We start from the raw sequence: 16,683 nt of genomic DNA, 5'->3' as shown, positions 1-16,683 counted from the left end.
AACAAGCCAGCCATCACTGCCAAGCAAACATGCAGGAGAACCAGTTGAACCCGACAGAGACAAAGCGTATCGCCGTCATCGGCTCAGGCATCAGCGGCCTCGCCACTGCCTATCTGCTCAATCCGCGTCACGATGTCACCTTGTTCGAAGCGGCCGATTATGCCGGGGGCCATACCCACACGGTCGACATCGAGGTGGACGGGCAATCCTTCCCGGTCGATACCGGCTTTCTGGTCTGCAATCGCCGCACCTATCCCAATCTGCTCGGCCTGCTGGCGGAACTGGGCATTACCTTGCATCCGAGTGACATGGGATTTTCGGTCTCCGCCGGCGAAGGGGAGCTGGAATGGGCCGGCAGCAACCTGAATACGGTCTTCGCCCAGCGCAGTAATCTGCTGTCGCCGGGATTTTACGGCATGCTGGCCGACATCCTGCGCTTTAATCGTCATGCCGAGCGCTATCTGCAGCAGTGTCACGTGACACCTTGCACTCTGGGCGAACTGGTGCAGCGCGAAGGCTACCGTCCTCGATTCCTGCAGCACTACCTACTTCCCATGGCAGCGGCGATCTGGTCCAGCCCGATGCGGGACATTCTGGCTTTCCCGGCAGAGACCTTTCTGCGCTTCTGCCACAACCACGGACTGCTACAGGTCAATCAGCGGCCTCAGTGGTACACCATTCCGGGCGGCGCGCGACGCTACGTCGAGCGCATGCTGGCCACGCTGAAAGACGTGCGCCTGAATACCCCGGTACTGTCGGTGTCACGCGGTCCGCAGCAGGCTGTGGTCATCAGCGCCCATGGCAGCGAAAGCTTCGACGCAGTCGTGTTCGCCACCCACGCCCCGGACACCCTGAAAATACTGTCTGACCCGAGTCAGGCCGAGCAAAGCCTGCTGTCCGCGGTGCGCTATCAGCGCAACCTGGCGATCCTGCATCGCGACCCCGGCCTGCTGCCACGACGCCGACGTGCCTGGTCGGCCTGGAACTACCTGATTCAGAACCAGCCAACCGAGCCGCAGCAATGTTGCGTTACCTATCTGCTCAACAAGCTGCAACCCTTGCCGGTCAGCAGCCCGGTCATGGTCACCCTGAACCCGCCACGCCTGCCGGACAGCAACCTGATTGACGGCAGCTTTGTCTACGAACACCCACTGATGGACCAGGCTGCCATGAACGCCCAGCAGAACCTGGCCAGCCTGCAAGGTCAGCAACACTGCTGGTACGCCGGCGCCTGGACGGGCTATGGTTTTCATGAAGACGGACTCAAATCGGCACTGCGCGTGGCGCGCGACTTCGGCGTCTCGCCGTCCTGGGGGGTACTGTGAGCCAGACGGATCATGCCCGACTCTACCGGGGCTCGGTGATGCACCGCCGGCTCAGGCCAGTGCTGCATCAGTTCAGCTATCCGGTATTTTTCATCCGCCTGCGCCTGGACGCCCTGCATACCCTTGGCAACCGCTGGTTCGGCGTCGACTGCTGGCGACTGCTCTCGGTCAGACAACGCGACTACGGTCCGCGCGACGGCAGTCCCCTGCTGCCCTGGATTCGCCAGCAACTGGCACAGGCAGGCTTGCCGCATGATGGCCACGTCTGGCTGCAGACCTTCCCGCGCATCGCCGGCTTCGCCTTCAACCCGGTCAGTTTCTGGCATTGTCACAACGGTGACGGGGCGCTGTGCGCCATCCTGGCGGAGGTCAACAACACCTTCGGGGAACATCACGGCTACCTGCTGGCCAGCCCGGATGGCAGCCCCATCACCCCAGACACCCCGCTGCACTGCCGCAAGCAGTTTCATGTCTCGCCATTTTGCCGGGTCGAAGGCGGCTACCGTTTCCGCTTCAGAGAAACCGCAGAGCGCAGCTTCACCGGCATCGACCTGCATGACGAACTCGGCCCGCTGATCCAGACCTCGATCAGCGGCCAGGCCCGGCCCTTTACCCGTCACAACCTGTTGCGCGCCCTGCTGGCCCAACCACTGCTTACCCTGGGGATTGTCTGGCGCATTCACTGGCAGGCCCTGCAGTTGTGGCTGAAAAAAGTTCCTTTCCATCACAAACCACCTGCACCAGGCCACGCCATCAGCAGCAATCTGGAGAAACCATCATGAGTCAGACGGCATCCCATGCCCTCCGCCGCACGACGGCCCGCCCTCCCGCGGCGGCCCGCGCCTTTCTGTCCCTGTTACGCCGGTTGCACACCGGCCACCTGCGGCTGACCTGCCCGGATGGCAGCCAGGTCGATTTCGGCCAGCCGGGGCACGGCCTGCACGCCGAATTGCAACTGACTGACTGGCGCGCCTGCGCCATGATCCTGCGCCAGGGGGATATCGGTTTTGCCGAAGCCTGGCGAGACGGACTGCTGCAATGCCGCGACCTGACAGCCTTGCTGCGCCTGGCGCTGCAAAACAGCCAGGCACTGGAGCCAGCGGTATTTGGTACCCGACTGGCCAGCCTGTGGTATCGCCTGCGGCATTTCCTGCGCCGCAACAGCCGCAGCGGCAGTCGGCGCAACATTCAGGCGCACTACGATCTGGGCAATGACTTCTATCGTCTGTGGCTGGATGAAAGCTGGACCTATTCCAGCGCCTGGTTCAACGGCGATCTGCGCCAGCCATTGGCCAGGGCGCAGCATGCCAAGTATCAGCGCATCATCGATACGCTGGCCCTCAAGCCCGGCATGCGGGTACTGGAGATCGGCTGCGGCTGGGGTGGTTTTGCCGAAGTGGCCACCGCGCAGGGCATTGCCGTGCATGGCATCACCCTGTCTCAAGAGCAGTTGCAACACGCCAGGACCCGCCTGGCCGGCACCGAGCTTGCCACCCTCGCCCTGCAGGACTACCGCGACCTGGACGAACGCTTCGACGCCATTGTGTCGATCGAGATGTTCGAAGCCGTGGGCGAGGCCTGGTGGCCCACTTTCTTTGCCACACTGAAACGCTGCCTGCGGCCGGGGGGGCGTGCACTGGTTCAGAGCATTACCATTGATGAGCGCCATTTTCTGCGTTATCGCGCCGGCAGCGACTTTATCCAGCAGTTCATCTTCCCCGGCGGCATGCTGCCCAGCGTGCCGCGCTTCGAAGCGCTGGCCCGGCACCACGGACTGGACAGCCGGGACCGGCTGGACTTCGGCCGCGATTATGCAGAAACCCTGCGACGCTGGCGCAGCGCCTTCGAAGCAGCGCTGCCCGCTGTCGCCGCCCAGGGGTTTGACGAAGCTTTCATTCGCCTGTGGCGTCTGTATCTGAGCTACTGCGAGGCCGGCTTCGAAGAAGAGCGCATCGGGGTCTCGCAATTCCTGCTCACCCAGACCGAAGAAGGAGAACCGGCATGAAGCGACTGATCGTGTTGCTGGCGGTGTGGCTGACGGGTTGTGCCGCCCCCGACATCCACAGTTATCAGCAGGACAAACCGGCACTGGATCCCGCGCGTTTCTTCCTGGGGGACACCCAGGCCTGGGGCATGTTCCAGCAACGGGACGGCCGTGTCCTGAAACGGTTCACTGTCCAGATTCATGGCCGCATGGAGGGTGAGCAGCTGGTACTCGACGAGCACTTTCTGTATAGCGACGGCACAACGCAGCAACGGACCTGGCGCTTGCGCGCCCAGGGCAACGGACAGTGGCGGGGCAACGCGGCCGACGTGGTTGGCGACGCTCGTGGCGAGGCCGCCGGCAATGCCCTGCACTGGCGCTATCGCCTGCAGCTGCCTGAGGCCCAGTCCGGCTGGCAGGTCGATTTTGATGACTGGATGTTCCTGATCGATGATCAGACCATGGTCAATCGCGCCACCATGAGCAAATTCGGCATTCGGGTGGGCGAAGTGACGCTATTCTTCCGCAAGGGCGGCTGAGATGTGGCCCTGGAAGGCAATGAACCCGCCCCTGCAGCACTGGCGGGGACAGCGTGTCTGGCTGATCGGCGCCTCGAGCGGCATTGGCGCCGCCCTGGCCAGGCATTTGCTGGCGCAGGGGGCATACGTCATTCTCAGCGCGCGCAATGTCGAGCAACTGACCAGCGTGGCGGCCGGCCATCCCGCTGCCCGCATCCTGCCGCTGGATGTCTGCAGCCGCGAGGACTGGCAGCAGGCTGCCCGCACACTCTCGGCAGAACACTCCCCCGACATGCTGATTTACTGTGCGGCCGACTATCAGCCGGAGCACAGCTGGCAGGTCAACCCGGAGCGCGCCGCCCATACACTGGACGTGAATCTCAATGGCGTCTATCGCGCGCTTTCGCTGCTATTGAATGACTGGCGTGCACGGCGCCACGGGCGGATTGTGCTGGTGGCCAGCGTGGCCGGCTACTTCGGCCTGCCGGGTGCGCCCGTGTATGGCCCCGGCAAGGCCGCGCTGATCAATCTGGCGGAGCTGCTGTACGTCGAGCTGCATACCCAGGGACTGTCGGTCCAGCTGGTGAACCCCGGATTTGTGGCCACCCGGCTGACCGCCCGCAATCGATTCAGCATGCCCGGCCTGCAGACACCGGAGCAGGCGGCGGCCCACATTGAAGCCGGATTGCGCCGCGGCAGCTTCGAAATTCACTTTCCGCGGCATTTCACCCTGCTGCTCAAGTGCCTGCGCGCCCTGCCGTTCCGCTGGCGGGCCCGGCTACTACAAAGATTTGCAAGCAGCTGATTTTCATTGACTTTTTAGCAAACCAGCCGTCAAAAAAGACCTGGCAGGCCATTTCGGGTATCATAGCGCTATCCCCCTCTTTCCTGTCAGATTGCTAACGTGTATCAGCTTATCGCTTCCGACCTCGACGGCACCCTGCTTGACGCCAGCCACGCCGTCAATGACTTCACGGCCCAGACCTTGCGTGCACTGGATGATCAGGGCATTCATCTGGTGATCGCCACCGGACGCCACTTCCTCGATGTGAACGGCATCCGCGCCACGCTGGGTGTCCGCGCCCATCTGATCACCTCCAATGGCGCCCGGGTCCACGACCCCGACAACCGGCTGATCCATCAGAGCAACCTGCCGCCGGCGCTGGTCCGCGAGCTGGCAGACCCGGCACTGAGCGAAGGCTGTCTGCTGAATTTCTATCTGGATGATGCCTGGCTGATCAATCAGCCGTGCCAATGGTTACTGGACATGCATCGGGACTCGGGCTTCACCTATCAGGTCGAAACACTCACCGAGCATGATGGCCAGGGGGTCGCCAAGGTGCTCTACATTGCACCCCACGCGCACCTGCTGAGCGTCGAGCAGAAGCTGCATGCCCGCTTCGGCGACACGGTCACCATCACCTTCTCCGCCGATGACTGTCTGGAGGTGATGGCACGGGATGTCTCCAAGGGGTCGGCACTGGAGATGATCCTGGCGCGACTGCAGATCGACCCGGCGCACTGCGTGGCCTTCGGCGATGGCCAAAATGATATCGAACTGTTGCAGCTGGCCGGCCATCCGCGACTGATGGGCAACGCGCATCCGCGACTGGCAGAACAGCTGCCGGCCGCGCCGCGCATCGGCCATCACGACGACGCGGCTGTCGCCCGCCACCTGCGTGAGCTGTTCAAACTGCCCTGAGCCCCGGACAACAAAACAAAAAGCCGCACCCGAAGGTGCGGCTTTTTGTTTTGCGTGACAGTCCGGTATCAAGCTGTCCAGGTTGCGCGCATACCGCTATTGATCTGTCCTGTACGACTACCCCGACGCACAAGACAGGAACCAGCGTATAAGAGCGAAGGATGCATCACGGAATGCGCGCAACCTCGACATCCTGCTGAACTGCCCGGGTGACCCCGAATCGGTGCGGCGTTTTGTGGCTGCCGTCCGATAAGTTCAGCTTACGCCTCCGACAGAATTTTGCTCGTCGTTAATCTGAATTTGACTAGACAAACATGTGAAAACTTCTGAAAATTTCTGAATGGCGGCAGTTTTCCCCTGTCATGGCGCATGAACACGCCACCCTTCGCGCCAACAAAGCGGCACGCGGGTACCACACCAGAAGGTTCAATCAAGGGGGGTTACTGCTCGGTGCAATAGAACTGCAGGTCTTCATTCACCTGCACATTGAACAGCCCATCGGCCACCGGGGTGAAGGTCATGGCGCCATCGGCACCGGGCTGAATCATGGGAAAGAGATCGGTCACATCGTCGGCGGTGTCGTCGCGATAGCGCGCCAGGCTGCGCACCAGATAGCGATATCGCCCCATGCCCAGATCCTGAAAGTGCACATCCAGCTGCCGATGGAGCACATGCACGGTGCCATTGGCACGCCAGCTCAAATTGAAAATCCACTGCGATCCTGCGGGAAAAACCATCAGATGACCCGAGGCGGTCGAACTGCTGTCACGGGCAATGGCCACATTGGCCAGGCAGGGATGTCTTGGCGCATATTCGCGCCCGCCGGCAGGATTGCCCCACCACAGCGTCGCCGCCAGCACGCCCTCGAGCGCCAGGATGATCAGAGATTTTTTTGCATCAGGGATATGCATGATTCCGCCCCATCCGGCAAAGACGTCGGACATGCCAGGATGATGTAATTCTTGCCAACCGCCCGATAGTACACATAGCGGATATCTTGCCGCCCCAGAGAGAATTGCCGATAACGCCGCAGCACATCCGGCAAGGCAATGCCGGGGTCCTTGTAGACATACACCTTGACGCCCTCGGAGGCGCCCAGCAAACGAAACCCGTTATCAGAGCGAAACATCAGCCAGCCACACAAGATGGCCAACAGGGCGATCAGCAGACCGGTTCCCCAGTGCCCGAGGTCAAACAGCTCATGCGGTCGCCGTCTTGCAGGAGCAGCGGGAGGCGGGACTTCCACCGGCTGCAGCACCTCGGGCGGCGGCTCGACGGACACGGCTGCGGGCGCAGCTTCACCCTGCACCTCCGCCGTGCCGACATAGGCAATGCCGATGCGTGGCAGCGTCTTGAGCAGGTCTGCCGACAGACCAATGGCCTCGAAGGCATTACGCAGACCCTTGACCACCTTGTAGTAGTTGTTCTCCGTGACAATGACCCCACGGGACTCCCACAGCAAGGCGATGATCTCGCGTTTCGATTGCACGCCGCTCAGGAGCGCAGACAATAGTCGGGCCTCATGTTCCTTGAGCTCGACCTGCTGATCCTGCCGGGAGAGGTATCTGCGCTGGGCGTCGTACAACACCTGCCCTTCCAGCACAAACACCGGAGAGTAGTCAGTGGGCAATGCCATGTCATCTCAGGCTGCCAACGATCCTGCTGCACCAACCGGGTAGTAATATGCAAACAGGTCGTTAAGCAATTTCTTATACGCTATGGCAACGAATTATACAGATTGCAGCCATAATCTCCATGACCTAGATGAACTCGCATGATTTATTTTTGCGCAAACAACGGTTGAGCGTGCCATGCCGGCCATCAGTCACTCACTCTCCCGCTCATCCATCATGATATGCACGGCACGATTGAAGTGGCCAACCCAGACCTTGTCGAACTGATGGTCGGCCGCATTGACCTCGGCAGCAGCGCGCAACACCGAGCGAGGCTGGCCGCGTGCGCCCTGTTTGACCACCACCGACTCAAAGGCATCCACCAGCGCCAGAATGCGCGCGCCCGGCTCGATGTCTTGCAGCACCAGGCCCTGCGGATAACCCGAGCCATCCGGCTTCTCATGGTGATGCAGCACAATGCGAGCCGCCAGATCCCAGCCCGGAATCCGCTGCAGCAGCCCGGCGGCCCAGGCCACATGCTGACGCATCAGCTGCCGCTCTTCCTCGCTCATCATGCGCGTACCGATCCACATGGCCTCCGGCAACAGCATCATGCCCAGATCATGCACAAAGACCGCCGCACAGAGCTGATCCGCATCCACCGGCGAACCGGCCAGCTGATTGGTCAGCAAAGCCAGCTGCAGATTTCGTTCGGTGCGACCGGAAAACAGCGAGGAGCGACGCTCCAGTTGCAAGGCCAGCTGATGAAAGAAAGCCAGATCACCGGAACGGTCGGTCATGAAGGGTTGCAGATTCGGTCGCTCGCCCCGCGCCTCACGCACCCCGGTCAAGGCATCGATCAGGCGGGCACAGGCCGCTTCCAGCTCGCCGGCCGGCTGCGTATGCAGGCTTTCCAGCGCGGCCGTCAACTCATCCAGGTGCAGATTACCGATCGCCTCATGGGCTGCCATGGCATCCACGGCCTGCTGCAAGCGGTCCGTCGACAGCAGCAAGACATCCGCCAGCCGGGGCGTGAAAGGCACCTCTCCGGAACGCACCCGCGCCAGCAGCGTCTCGGCCGCATGGACGAACGGCACCAGAAACAGCAGACGGCACAGACTGGCGTCACCCTTGATGTTGTGAAACGTGCGGAACAAGTCAGCCACCGCATCGCGATCACGCGGCTGCTGCCTCAGCAGCGCGACCAGCGCTTCAATATGTGGAGCGTAGTCGTTCAACGCATCATGAAAGTCATGAAAGCTTTCCTCATCCTCGATCAGTGGTCGTTCATCCGTCATGACACGCTCCATGTGATTCATCACAGACAGCAGCTAGTTTAAATTACATGATAGCGACAGTTATACCTAATGCATACAGGTGCACCCGAATAATGACGGATTTCGATGGCACACTTGCCGAACAAGCCCGGCTTATACTATGTTCGGCTCAAATATTTATCGCTGCATCAATAATCAATGAAACCAATCACCGATATTGCCGCCAGTGCCAGCACGCTGCGCAAACAGATGATGCTGCTGGTCAGACGCCTGCGGCGCGAGAGCACGCCACTGGAACTCCCCCTGAGCCAATTATTGCTGCTGAGCCGCATAGACCAGCTGGGCAACGAAGCCACCCCCACCGCACTGGCCGAATATGAGGGACTGCGGCCGCAAAATCTGTCCGCCCTGCTGCGCAAACTGGAGCAAATGGGGCTGACCTTCAAGGAAGAAGACCCGAACGACAAACGCAAAAGCTGCGTGAGACTGACCCGCGAGGGCATGGCGGTCCTGGCCGCCAACCGCAGCAATCGTGACAATTGGCTGACCCAGGCCATGGCAAGCTGCCTGAATGAGCAAGAAATCGCTTTGTTGCAGCAGGCAGGCCCGCTGCTGGAACGTCTGGCCACGGCACTGGAGCCGCCGCGAAACGGGCGTCCAAAAAGCGGCTAAACCGTGCTGTCGACAAGGTTTTACGCCTTTGGCATCACCCCCAAGCGCACACCGATAAAAAATAAAGCTTGCATAGCGTTGAAACCTTATGCATTATCCGTCCCTGCAGGATTTTCAAGTCGAAGATATGGGTTGTCGTAGTTGGACGCAAGTCTGTACCACAGTTCGCCATTTCCCTTGATTTTCATGCACTTGTTTTTATTTTTTTATGAATGGGAATTACACATGGCAACGGGTACCGTTAAGTGGTTCAACGACGCTAAGGGCTTCGGTTTTATCACTCCGGACGAAGGCGGCGAAGACGTTTTCGCACACTTCTCCCAAATCAAGGTCAATGGCTTCAAGACCCTGGCTGAAAACCAGAAAGTCAGCTTCGAAGTGACCATGGGCCCGAAGGGCAAGCAAGCTTCCAACATCCAGCCGCTGTAATCATCGGCCGAATCGGAAGACAAGAACCCGGATCACGATCCGGGTTTTTTTGCGTCTGCAGCAAAGCCATCCTCCTGCCCGACCCTTGTCAAAGCACGACTCATTCTGCATGATGCCTTTTTTACCGGGGATCCTGCATGACCGATATTCTCAACACCATCCTGGCGCGCAAACGGCAAGAAGTCAGCCAGGCACTCAGCCAGCGCTCCCTGCAACAAGTCCGCCAGGACGCTGAATCCCGCACCGGAGATCAGCGCGACTTTGTCGAGGCCCTGCGCCTGCGCCATCGCCTAGGCCTATCCGCCGTCATTGCCGAAGTCAAGAAAGCCAGCCCGAGCAAAGGTGTCATCCGTGCCGATTTCGATCCGGCCGCCATCGCCGCCAGCTACGCACAGCACGGCGCAGCCTGCCTGTCTGTCCTCACTGACCGGGATTTTTTCCAGGGCGATCGCCTGTATCTCGAAGCGGCACGACAGGCCTGCACCCTGCCGGTACTGCGCAAGGACTTTCTGGTCGACGAATATCAGGTTTATGAGGCGCGAGCCATGGGGGCCGACTGCATCCTGCTGATTGCGGCCGCCCTGGACGATGCCCGCCTGCACGCCTTCCACGACCTGGCACTGTCACTCGGCATGGCCGTGCTGGTGGAGGTCCACGACGCCGAAGAACTCGCCCGGGCACTGCATCTGACGACCCCGCTGATCGGCATCAACAACCGCAACCTGCGCACCTTCGACGTAGATCTGGCCACCACCATCGGACTGCTGCCGCAGATTGGCGCCGAGCGCATCGTGGTCACCGAAAGCGGCATCCTGAGCAGCGCGGATGTCACGCGCATGCACAGCCACCAGGTCAGTACCTTCCTGGTGGGCGAAGCCTTCATGCGTGCAGCCGACCCCGGCCGGGCACTCGCCGAACTGTTCGCCGGCTCGCCCCGCCCGGTTCAGTAATCCAGCCCGAGATACATATAGCCAATCAGACGGCCGCCGCGCGCACTCCCCACCCCGACAAAGAACGGGCCAAGGATGGTGTCGGCGCCCAGGAACACCGAGCCCCCGGGCAGCCAGCCGGTATCTTCATCACTGAAATTGCGCCGCCACACCTTGCCCACCTCCAGCGAAGTGCCGGCATAAAGCCCGGAACCCAGCGCGGAAGGCAGGGTGGCCGCGCGCCAGTACACCATCACGCGCCCCAGACCGACCTTCTCGCCGTAGAGTTCGTCCTGCTGATACCCACTGAGATTCAGGAAGCCGCCAAGGAATTGCGGGGTAATGAAACGATCCGGATTGCTGACATCCAGATTCCCCTTCAATTTGCCGGTGAAGCGCCAGGTAAAATCGCCGAGGGTCAGCGCATTCTCAGCCGTCAGCGCGTAGTAACGCGTATCGATCCCCTGCCAGGCGGGCATGGAGTAACGCAGATTACCGTCAAAGAAATAACCGCTGCGCGGCCAGCGCGGGTTGTCAAACTGATCGGCCACCGCACTCATCTGCAGACCGGCCTCGGTCGCCTTCTGATCCAGCGACGACAACGAACCCGGCAAAACACCCATGGTCAGACGCGGATTGTAGCGGGTCCAGTAAGGACCACCGCGCAGCTGACCGTACTTGCCCAGCGCCACCCCGGCATCGAGCTCGCCACCGGTTTCGGCCAGCGTCAGCTCGGCATACTTCAGATGGTGGTTGTCAAAAAATGGCCAGGCCTCTTCCTTGTAGTGAGCCTGGGCAGACACGAACATCGGACTGTCCAGCCCCAGGGGCTGATAGATCTCGCTGCGCAGCAGGGTATCCGATCCGACCTGCAGATCATTGCGCCAGGTCGCCCCGGCCGCATCCAGCCAGGTATTCAGCGATGAAGCCAGGAAGGTGAAGCTGGCATCGCCTGTGGTGCTGTTTTTCAGGTTGAGACCGAAGCGCAGATAGGTCGGGCCGATAGTACGTTCCACCGGCATCACCTGCATCACATTGCGGCCGTCCTTGTTCTCGATGCGGTAGGTGAGATTGTCGTAGTCACCACCGGCAAACAGCTCGCGCAACTGCTGACGCGCCGTATCCAGCCTGGGGGCTTTCTGCTCGCTGTCCAGCTTACGCGCAAGGCGCTCCCCATTGATATAGCTGCCGGTCGGACTCACCACCTCGATGCGCTCAATGTGCGGCGACTCGGGCGGGACCAGACGCGCATGCCAGGCCTGATATTCGGCAGGTGGCACCGACCAGGCGGCCAGACGCTCACGCACCGCATCCACGGCCTTGACACCGCGGGCAATGATGGCCTGGTTATCGACGAACGATGCCGCTGAATAACCATTCAGATCAGGCCGGATAACGATATCCTGATCATCCAGCAAGGCCTTCTGCTGCTTGACGTTGCGCGTCACCAGCAGATTGCTGGTCTGCGCCACCACATCGAACAGCGTCTTGATCTGCTCGGTTTTCATCAGCGGGGTGCCGACATCGACCACGATCACGTGATCGGCACAGCGATGCTTCAGGTCCTCGATCGGCAGGTTGCGCGCCACGCCGCCGTCAATCAGCAGCCTGCCCTGATCGGTCACCGGATCAAACAGCCCCGGCACGGCCATACTGGCGCGCAAGGCCGTAGCCAGCACGCCGTGATCGAACACCACCGCATCGCCATTGGACAGATCGGTCGCTACCGCCCGGAAAGGAATCGGCAGATGATCAAAACTGTCGATCACCCGATCGTGGGTCAGCTGGCGGATGTAAAGATCGACATCCTGCGAATTGATGGCGCTGCGCGGCACGCGAAACGCCCCGTCGCGCACCCCGAAGGTAATATCGAAATAATTCTTGTAGTCATCGCTCTTGCGTGAGTACGGCACCTGGGAGCGGGCAGGCCGGCCGGACAACATCGCATTCCAGTCAGCGTCCCGGAAAGACTGCTGCATCTCGTCCAGCCCCAGACCGTTGGCATACATGCCACCAATCAGCGCGCCGGCACTGGTTCCCGAAATACAGGCGATGGGGATATGCATTTTTTCCAGCTCGCGCAGCACGCCCAGGTGCGCAAAACCACGGGCCCCGCCCCCGCCCAGCACCACCCCGATACGAGGCCGCGCCGGTGGCGAGGCGGTTGAGGCCTCATCGGCCATCACCAGCATCGGACAGCAAAGCACCAACAGACACAGACATTTCAAATGACGGATCATGCACAATCCTGCAAACGGAGGTTCACTGCTCATCCAGTGATTTGATGGAAATACCCATGCGCTGCATGCGCGACAGCAAGGTGGTGCGCTTGAGCCCCAGCCGGGCGGCCGCCCCTTTTGGCCCGGCCACGATGCCATTGGCCTCGCGCAGCACACGCAGGATGCGCTCGCGCTCCGACTCGCTGCCATCGTCTGCCGACAGCGGCGCCGGCATCACCGGCCCGCGTGCAGGCGGCGCCACCGACTGCGGCACAGGATGGGCAGGCTGCAGATCGGCCATCGGCAGATGCAGCTCCGGTCCGCGCGACAGAATCACGGCACGTTCGATGACGTTCTGCAACTCGCGTACGTTGCCCGGCCAGGGATGGCGCACCAGACGCCGCAGCGTCTCATCGGCAATGGACTCAATATTGCGCTTCAGCCGCCGGGCGAACTTCTGCACGAAAAACCGTGCCAGCAGCGGGATGTCTTCCGGTCGTTCGCGCAGAGGCGGCACCCAGATCGGAAACACGTTCAGGCGATAATAAAGATCACTGCGATAGCGGCGTTCATCGATCATTTGCTGCAGATCGCAACTGGTCGCGGCAATCACCCGCACATCCACCGGAATGATCTTCTGCCCGCCAAGACGTTCGATCTCACGCTCCTGCAGCACGCGCAACAGCTTGGGCTGCAGCTCGAGCGGAATGTCGCCCACCTCGTCCAGAAACAGCGTGCCATGATGCGCCATCTCGAAGCGCCCCAGCCGCTGGGCACTGGCCCCGGTAAAAGCGCCCTTTTCATGCCCGAACAGTTCGCTCTCCAGCAGACCGGCCGGAATGGCGGCGCTATTCATGGTCACCATGCGCTGCGCCTTGCGCGGACTCAGGTTGTGGATCGCCCGGGCAATCAGCTCCTTGCCGGTACCGGTTTCGCCACGGATCAGCACCGAAGAATCGGTGTCGGCCACCATGCGAACCTGCTCCAACAGCTCCGACATCAGCCGACTCTGGCCAATAATCTCGTCAAAGCTCTCGTAATTGCTGATTTCTTCGGCAAGCAGCCGGTTTTCGTCGGTCAGGCGATCCTTGAGGCGGGAGATCTGCTGATAGGCCAGTGCATTGTCCAGCGACAGCGCGATGCGGGCGGCAATCTGCTGCAACAACAACAGATTGTCATGAAAGAAATGCGCCTCGCGGTCATGCGCCAGCATCAGGGCCCCCACGATGCGCTCGCCGGAGAACAGCGGCAACACACACAGCGAGCAAAACCCCTGCGCCAGCAGCTCGCGCACATGGCGATGTTCCGCCGCCAGCTGCTGCATGCGCGACTGATCGCACACCAGCACCTGCTTGTTCATCACATCCTGCCGCGCCGGCAGATGATTCAGCGAGAACTCCGCCTGCTCGCGACGCAAAGAGCCGTCGGCACGAAACAGGGCCGCATGCGACTCGACCCGGGTCGAGTCGGCATCAAACAGGTTGAGATCAACGAAATGGATAGCCAGATAACGGCTCAGGGCACGGGCCACCTGCTCGACCAGATCATCGAGCTGCAATGTGGACAACACGGCATTGGTGACATCGACCAGAATCTGCAGATGATCACGCTCGCGACGCAAGGCGTCGAGCGATGCAGCCTGGCTGGCAGCGCCGACATCCGGGGCAAGACAATGCAGATGGGAGTCCATGGTTCGATCGGAATTATGGCCAATGAAAGAAGGAAAGCCTGCTACTGCCACAGTCAAGCGGCATTGTAACAGGCAGTGACCATTCGGCAAACGCGGTCAGATCAAGGGATGTCAGGGGTGCGCCGATTCCAGCCAGGGCATGCCATCCAGCCCCTTGCCGCTGGTCAGGCGGTCATGCAGCGCACGCACAGCCGCTTCGATGCGCGAGGTGAGCGGAAAATAGAACGCCACCACATCCGGCTGTACGCCGAGAAACAGTACCTCGTCGACCTCCTCGCGCAGACGCTCGATGAGAAAATTCAGCGGCAGATTATGTGTAGTCATGATGAACATGTCGGCAATGGTCCGGTCATCCACCAGACGCACCTCGCCCGGCGCCAGCCCCATATCGGCCGCATCGAACACCACGACCCGCCGCGGTCGTGCCGCCAGCACCTCATGGGCCACATTCTCCGGCGACGACCCGCCATCAATCGCCTGCCAGCCCGGCGCCGGTTGCGCCTGCAGCAAGTCAAACAGCAAGGGGCCGGCGCCATCGTCGCCCATCATGCGGTTACCCACGGTCAGCAACAGGGAATCAGTCACGGCGTTTCACCATCAGATACATGGCCGGCTCGGCCTCAATCGCCGCCAGCGCGGACATCAGCGCACGCGTCCAGGTCAGCTCATCCTCCTCGAACCCTGCCTCGGCACGGGACAAGGCCAGCGCCAGCAACTGGGTATGTGAGGCATCAATCATGATTTCGCCGAACTTGAACACCCCTTCCAGCTTGCGGCGGGCCTCGCCGGGCGGCAACTTGCCCACCCAGCGATCAAAGCCGTCCAGTGGACAGGACAGTGCCGTCTTCAGGCAGTCGATCACCCCGATATGGTGCCCGAGCGCCAGCGTCTGGTAGATCACCTGACGCGCCGGCCCCTCAGCCGGCAGATCCTGTTCGCGCTCAAGGAACTTCTTCGATAGCGAGTAAAAGATCACCTTGCCGCTCATGGCCGGCCCCCGGCACCGATGTCCCACAGGCGGGTCAGGATCTCCGCCAGACGCGGATCATCTTCACCAGACAGACGACGCTTCATGCACTCATCCAGCGTCAGATCGGTTTCCGTCACCAGGGTAAGGAATTCATCGGCAATCAGCCGGCCACTGCGATAGCCGGCCAGACGACGCGCCTCGCGCTCGATCTCCACCCGCACATCCAGCGGAATCGCCGGATGCGGCACGACCGGACGCCCCTCCTCGCCCTCGACCTGATGAGTGGCCTTGAGCTTCTGGTCCAGCAGGCCGAGCGCCATGGCAAACCCGTACAGCGTGGCCGGCGGTGTCGGCGGGCAGCCGGGAATATAAACATCGACCGGCACCACTTTGTCACTGCCACCCCAGACGCAATACAAATCATGAAAAATCCCGCCCGAGCAGCCGCAGGCACCATAAGAGACGGAAATCTTCGGGTCCGGCGCCGCCTGCCAGGCACGCAGCGCCGGCATGCGCATGGCACGGGTCACCGCGCCGGTAAACAGCAAGATGTCGGCATGGCGCGGCGAGGCGACCACCTTGATGCCAAAACGCTCGGCATCGAACACCGGGGTAATGGCGGCAAAAATCTCGATTTCGCAACCGTTGCAGCCACCGCAGTCCACCCGGTACACATAGGCCGAACGCTGGATATCCTTGAGCAGCTTGCCTTTCAGGGCGGCAATATGCTCGCTTTCAGTCAGGGGCACCGGCATGCCGCTGGCGTCGCGCGGGGCGATCAGCCGGGAAGTGTCAACAGCTCCGTTCATTGTTCCGCCTCCGGGGACAAATGCTGCGAGGTCAAATCACGCGCAATGGTGGCTTCACGCTTGCACGACGGGCAGCAGGCGAATTGCTCGCGCTGCGCCTCGCTGAGCGGCAAGCCGCTCTGTCGCAGCAGATCCATCACATAGCCGACCTCCCTGGCCGGTGCAAACGGCTGGCCGCACACGGCACAATCCTGCAGGCGGAAAGTGGCCTTCTGCAGCAGATCGTCCTTGTTGGCTACCGCCAGCTCGAATTCCGGTGTCAGGGCGATGGCATGGGTCGGGCAAACCTCCTCGCAGCGGCCGCAAAAGATGCAGCGCCCGAGATTGAGCTGCCAGGTTCGCGTGCCGCTGGCCGTGTCGTTGCCCATGGTCAGGGCATTGGCCGGACAGGCGGAAGTACAGGCTGCACAGGCAATGCACTGCTGGGCATTCAGCTCCGGCTTGCCGCGGAACCCGGGGCTGACCGGATAGGGGGCAAACGGATACTTGGCGGTTGCCTCGCCCGCACCGGTAATGATCTTGAAGAGCTTGAGCATGGATCGGCTC

At 61.3% G+C, this 16,683-nt stretch carries 18 protein-coding genes; 9 read left to right on the top strand and 9 right to left on the bottom strand.

Features of this window, described 5'->3' with window-relative positions; genetic code table 11:
* The first annotated feature begins 44 nt into the window (after positions 1 to 44).
* The 6 genes from AACH39_RS02040 to AACH39_RS02015 all read left to right on the top strand — a co-directional run bounded on the left by AACH39_RS02040 (position 45) and on the right by AACH39_RS02015 (position 5,529).
* Complete coding sequence (locus AACH39_RS02040; RefSeq protein WP_252346035.1) at positions 45 to 1,325, top strand: FAD-dependent oxidoreductase; 1,281 nt, start codon at positions 45 to 47, stop codon at positions 1,323 to 1,325.
* Complete coding sequence (locus AACH39_RS02035) at positions 1,322 to 2,107, top strand: DUF1365 domain-containing protein (protein ID WP_252346036.1); 786 nt, start codon at positions 1,322 to 1,324, stop codon at positions 2,105 to 2,107. The genes AACH39_RS02040 and AACH39_RS02035 overlap by 4 nt, the downstream gene beginning before the upstream one ends.
* Entirely contained in the window at positions 2,104 to 3,330 is a 1,227-nt protein-coding gene (locus AACH39_RS02030; RefSeq protein ID WP_215776262.1) for a cyclopropane-fatty-acyl-phospholipid synthase family protein, read from the top strand. Before AACH39_RS02035 ends, AACH39_RS02030 begins: the two co-directional genes overlap by 4 nt.
* On the top strand, positions 3,327 to 3,848 hold the full coding sequence (locus AACH39_RS02025) for a DUF3833 domain-containing protein (RefSeq protein ID WP_338620784.1): 522 nt from the start codon (positions 3,327 to 3,329) through the stop codon (positions 3,846 to 3,848). Before AACH39_RS02030 ends, AACH39_RS02025 begins: the two co-directional genes overlap by 4 nt.
* A gap of 19 nt (positions 3,849 to 3,867) precedes the next feature.
* Positions 3,868 to 4,632, top strand: a complete 765-nt coding sequence (locus tag AACH39_RS02020) for an SDR family NAD(P)-dependent oxidoreductase (RefSeq protein ID WP_338620783.1) — start codon at positions 3,868 to 3,870, stop codon at positions 4,630 to 4,632.
* A gap of 99 nt (positions 4,633 to 4,731) precedes the next feature.
* Entirely contained in the window at positions 4,732 to 5,529 is a 798-nt protein-coding gene (locus AACH39_RS02015; RefSeq protein WP_215776270.1) for a Cof-type HAD-IIB family hydrolase, read from the top strand.
* Positions 5,530 to 5,969: 440 nt separating this feature from the next.
* On the opposite strand, the gene AACH39_RS02010 is transcribed toward AACH39_RS02015, so the two are convergent.
* The 3 genes from AACH39_RS02010 to AACH39_RS02000 form a co-directional block, all read right to left on the bottom strand.
* Positions 5,970 to 6,440: a hypothetical protein gene (locus AACH39_RS02010; protein WP_215776273.1), complete on the bottom strand. Its 471-nt coding sequence runs from the start codon at positions 6,438 to 6,440 to the stop codon at positions 5,970 to 5,972.
* The gene (locus AACH39_RS02005) at positions 6,410 to 7,165 is read right to left on the bottom strand and encodes a hypothetical protein (RefSeq protein WP_215776276.1); all 756 of its coding nucleotides are present in this window, start codon (positions 7,163 to 7,165) and stop codon (positions 6,410 to 6,412) included. Before AACH39_RS02005 ends, AACH39_RS02010 begins: the two co-directional genes overlap by 31 nt.
* Before the next feature lie 189 nt (positions 7,166 to 7,354).
* On the bottom strand, positions 7,355 to 8,440 hold the full coding sequence (locus AACH39_RS02000; protein WP_215776278.1) for an HD domain-containing phosphohydrolase: 1,086 nt from the start codon (positions 8,438 to 8,440) through the stop codon (positions 7,355 to 7,357).
* 177 nt (positions 8,441 to 8,617) lie between these two features.
* On the opposite strand from AACH39_RS02000, the gene AACH39_RS01995 reads away from it, so the two are divergent.
* The 3 genes from AACH39_RS01995 (at position 8,618) to trpC (ending at position 10,470) form a co-directional block, all read left to right on the top strand.
* Positions 8,618 to 9,091, top strand: a complete 474-nt coding sequence (locus AACH39_RS01995) for a MarR family transcriptional regulator (RefSeq protein WP_215776280.1) — start codon at positions 8,618 to 8,620, stop codon at positions 9,089 to 9,091.
* 225 nt (positions 9,092 to 9,316) lie between these two features.
* Positions 9,317 to 9,520 carry a cold-shock protein gene (locus tag AACH39_RS01990; RefSeq protein WP_133680610.1) on the top strand — a complete coding sequence of 68 codons (204 nt, stop codon included), beginning with the start codon at positions 9,317 to 9,319 and terminating at the stop codon, positions 9,518 to 9,520.
* Positions 9,521 to 9,657: 137 nt separating this feature from the next.
* Complete coding sequence (trpC, locus tag AACH39_RS01985; RefSeq protein WP_215776282.1) at positions 9,658 to 10,470, top strand: indole-3-glycerol phosphate synthase TrpC; 813 nt, start codon at positions 9,658 to 9,660, stop codon at positions 10,468 to 10,470.
* Here the strand turns inward: trpC and AACH39_RS01980 are convergent.
* The 6 genes from AACH39_RS01980 to AACH39_RS01955 form a co-directional block, all read right to left on the bottom strand.
* Positions 10,464 to 12,689 carry a patatin-like phospholipase family protein gene (locus AACH39_RS01980; RefSeq protein WP_338620781.1) on the bottom strand — a complete coding sequence of 742 codons (2,226 nt, stop codon included), beginning with the start codon at positions 12,687 to 12,689 and terminating at the stop codon, positions 10,464 to 10,466. The genes trpC and AACH39_RS01980 overlap by 7 nt on opposite strands.
* Positions 12,690 to 12,711: 22 nt before the next feature.
* Positions 12,712 to 14,358, bottom strand: a complete 1,647-nt coding sequence (locus tag AACH39_RS01975) for a sigma 54-interacting transcriptional regulator (RefSeq protein ID WP_215776287.1) — start codon at positions 14,356 to 14,358, stop codon at positions 12,712 to 12,714.
* Between the two features lie 111 nt (positions 14,359 to 14,469).
* Entirely contained in the window at positions 14,470 to 14,943 is a 474-nt protein-coding gene (gene hycI, locus AACH39_RS01970; protein ID WP_338620780.1) for a hydrogenase maturation peptidase HycI, read from the bottom strand.
* Positions 14,936 to 15,346 (bottom strand): formate hydrogenlyase maturation HycH family protein, encoded by a 411-nt coding sequence (locus AACH39_RS01965; protein WP_215776289.1) that lies wholly within the window; start codon positions 15,344 to 15,346, stop codon positions 14,936 to 14,938. Before AACH39_RS01965 ends, hycI begins: the two co-directional genes overlap by 8 nt.
* Positions 15,343 to 16,137: an NADH-quinone oxidoreductase subunit B family protein gene (locus AACH39_RS01960; protein ID WP_338620779.1), complete on the bottom strand. Its 795-nt coding sequence runs from the start codon at positions 16,135 to 16,137 to the stop codon at positions 15,343 to 15,345. The genes AACH39_RS01965 and AACH39_RS01960 overlap by 4 nt, the downstream gene beginning before the upstream one ends.
* Positions 16,134 to 16,673, bottom strand: a complete 540-nt coding sequence (locus tag AACH39_RS01955) for a formate hydrogenlyase complex iron-sulfur subunit (protein ID WP_215776294.1) — start codon at positions 16,671 to 16,673, stop codon at positions 16,134 to 16,136. The genes AACH39_RS01960 and AACH39_RS01955 overlap by 4 nt, the downstream gene beginning before the upstream one ends.
* Positions 16,674 to 16,683: the final 10 nt, after the last annotated feature.

Source organism: Paludibacterium flexuosum (assembly GCF_037076605.1).
Lineage (GTDB): Bacteria > Pseudomonadota > Gammaproteobacteria > Burkholderiales > Chromobacteriaceae > Paludibacterium.
The sequence above is the reverse complement of the archived record's forward strand: the minus strand, read 5'-3'. Positions and strand labels throughout refer to the sequence as shown.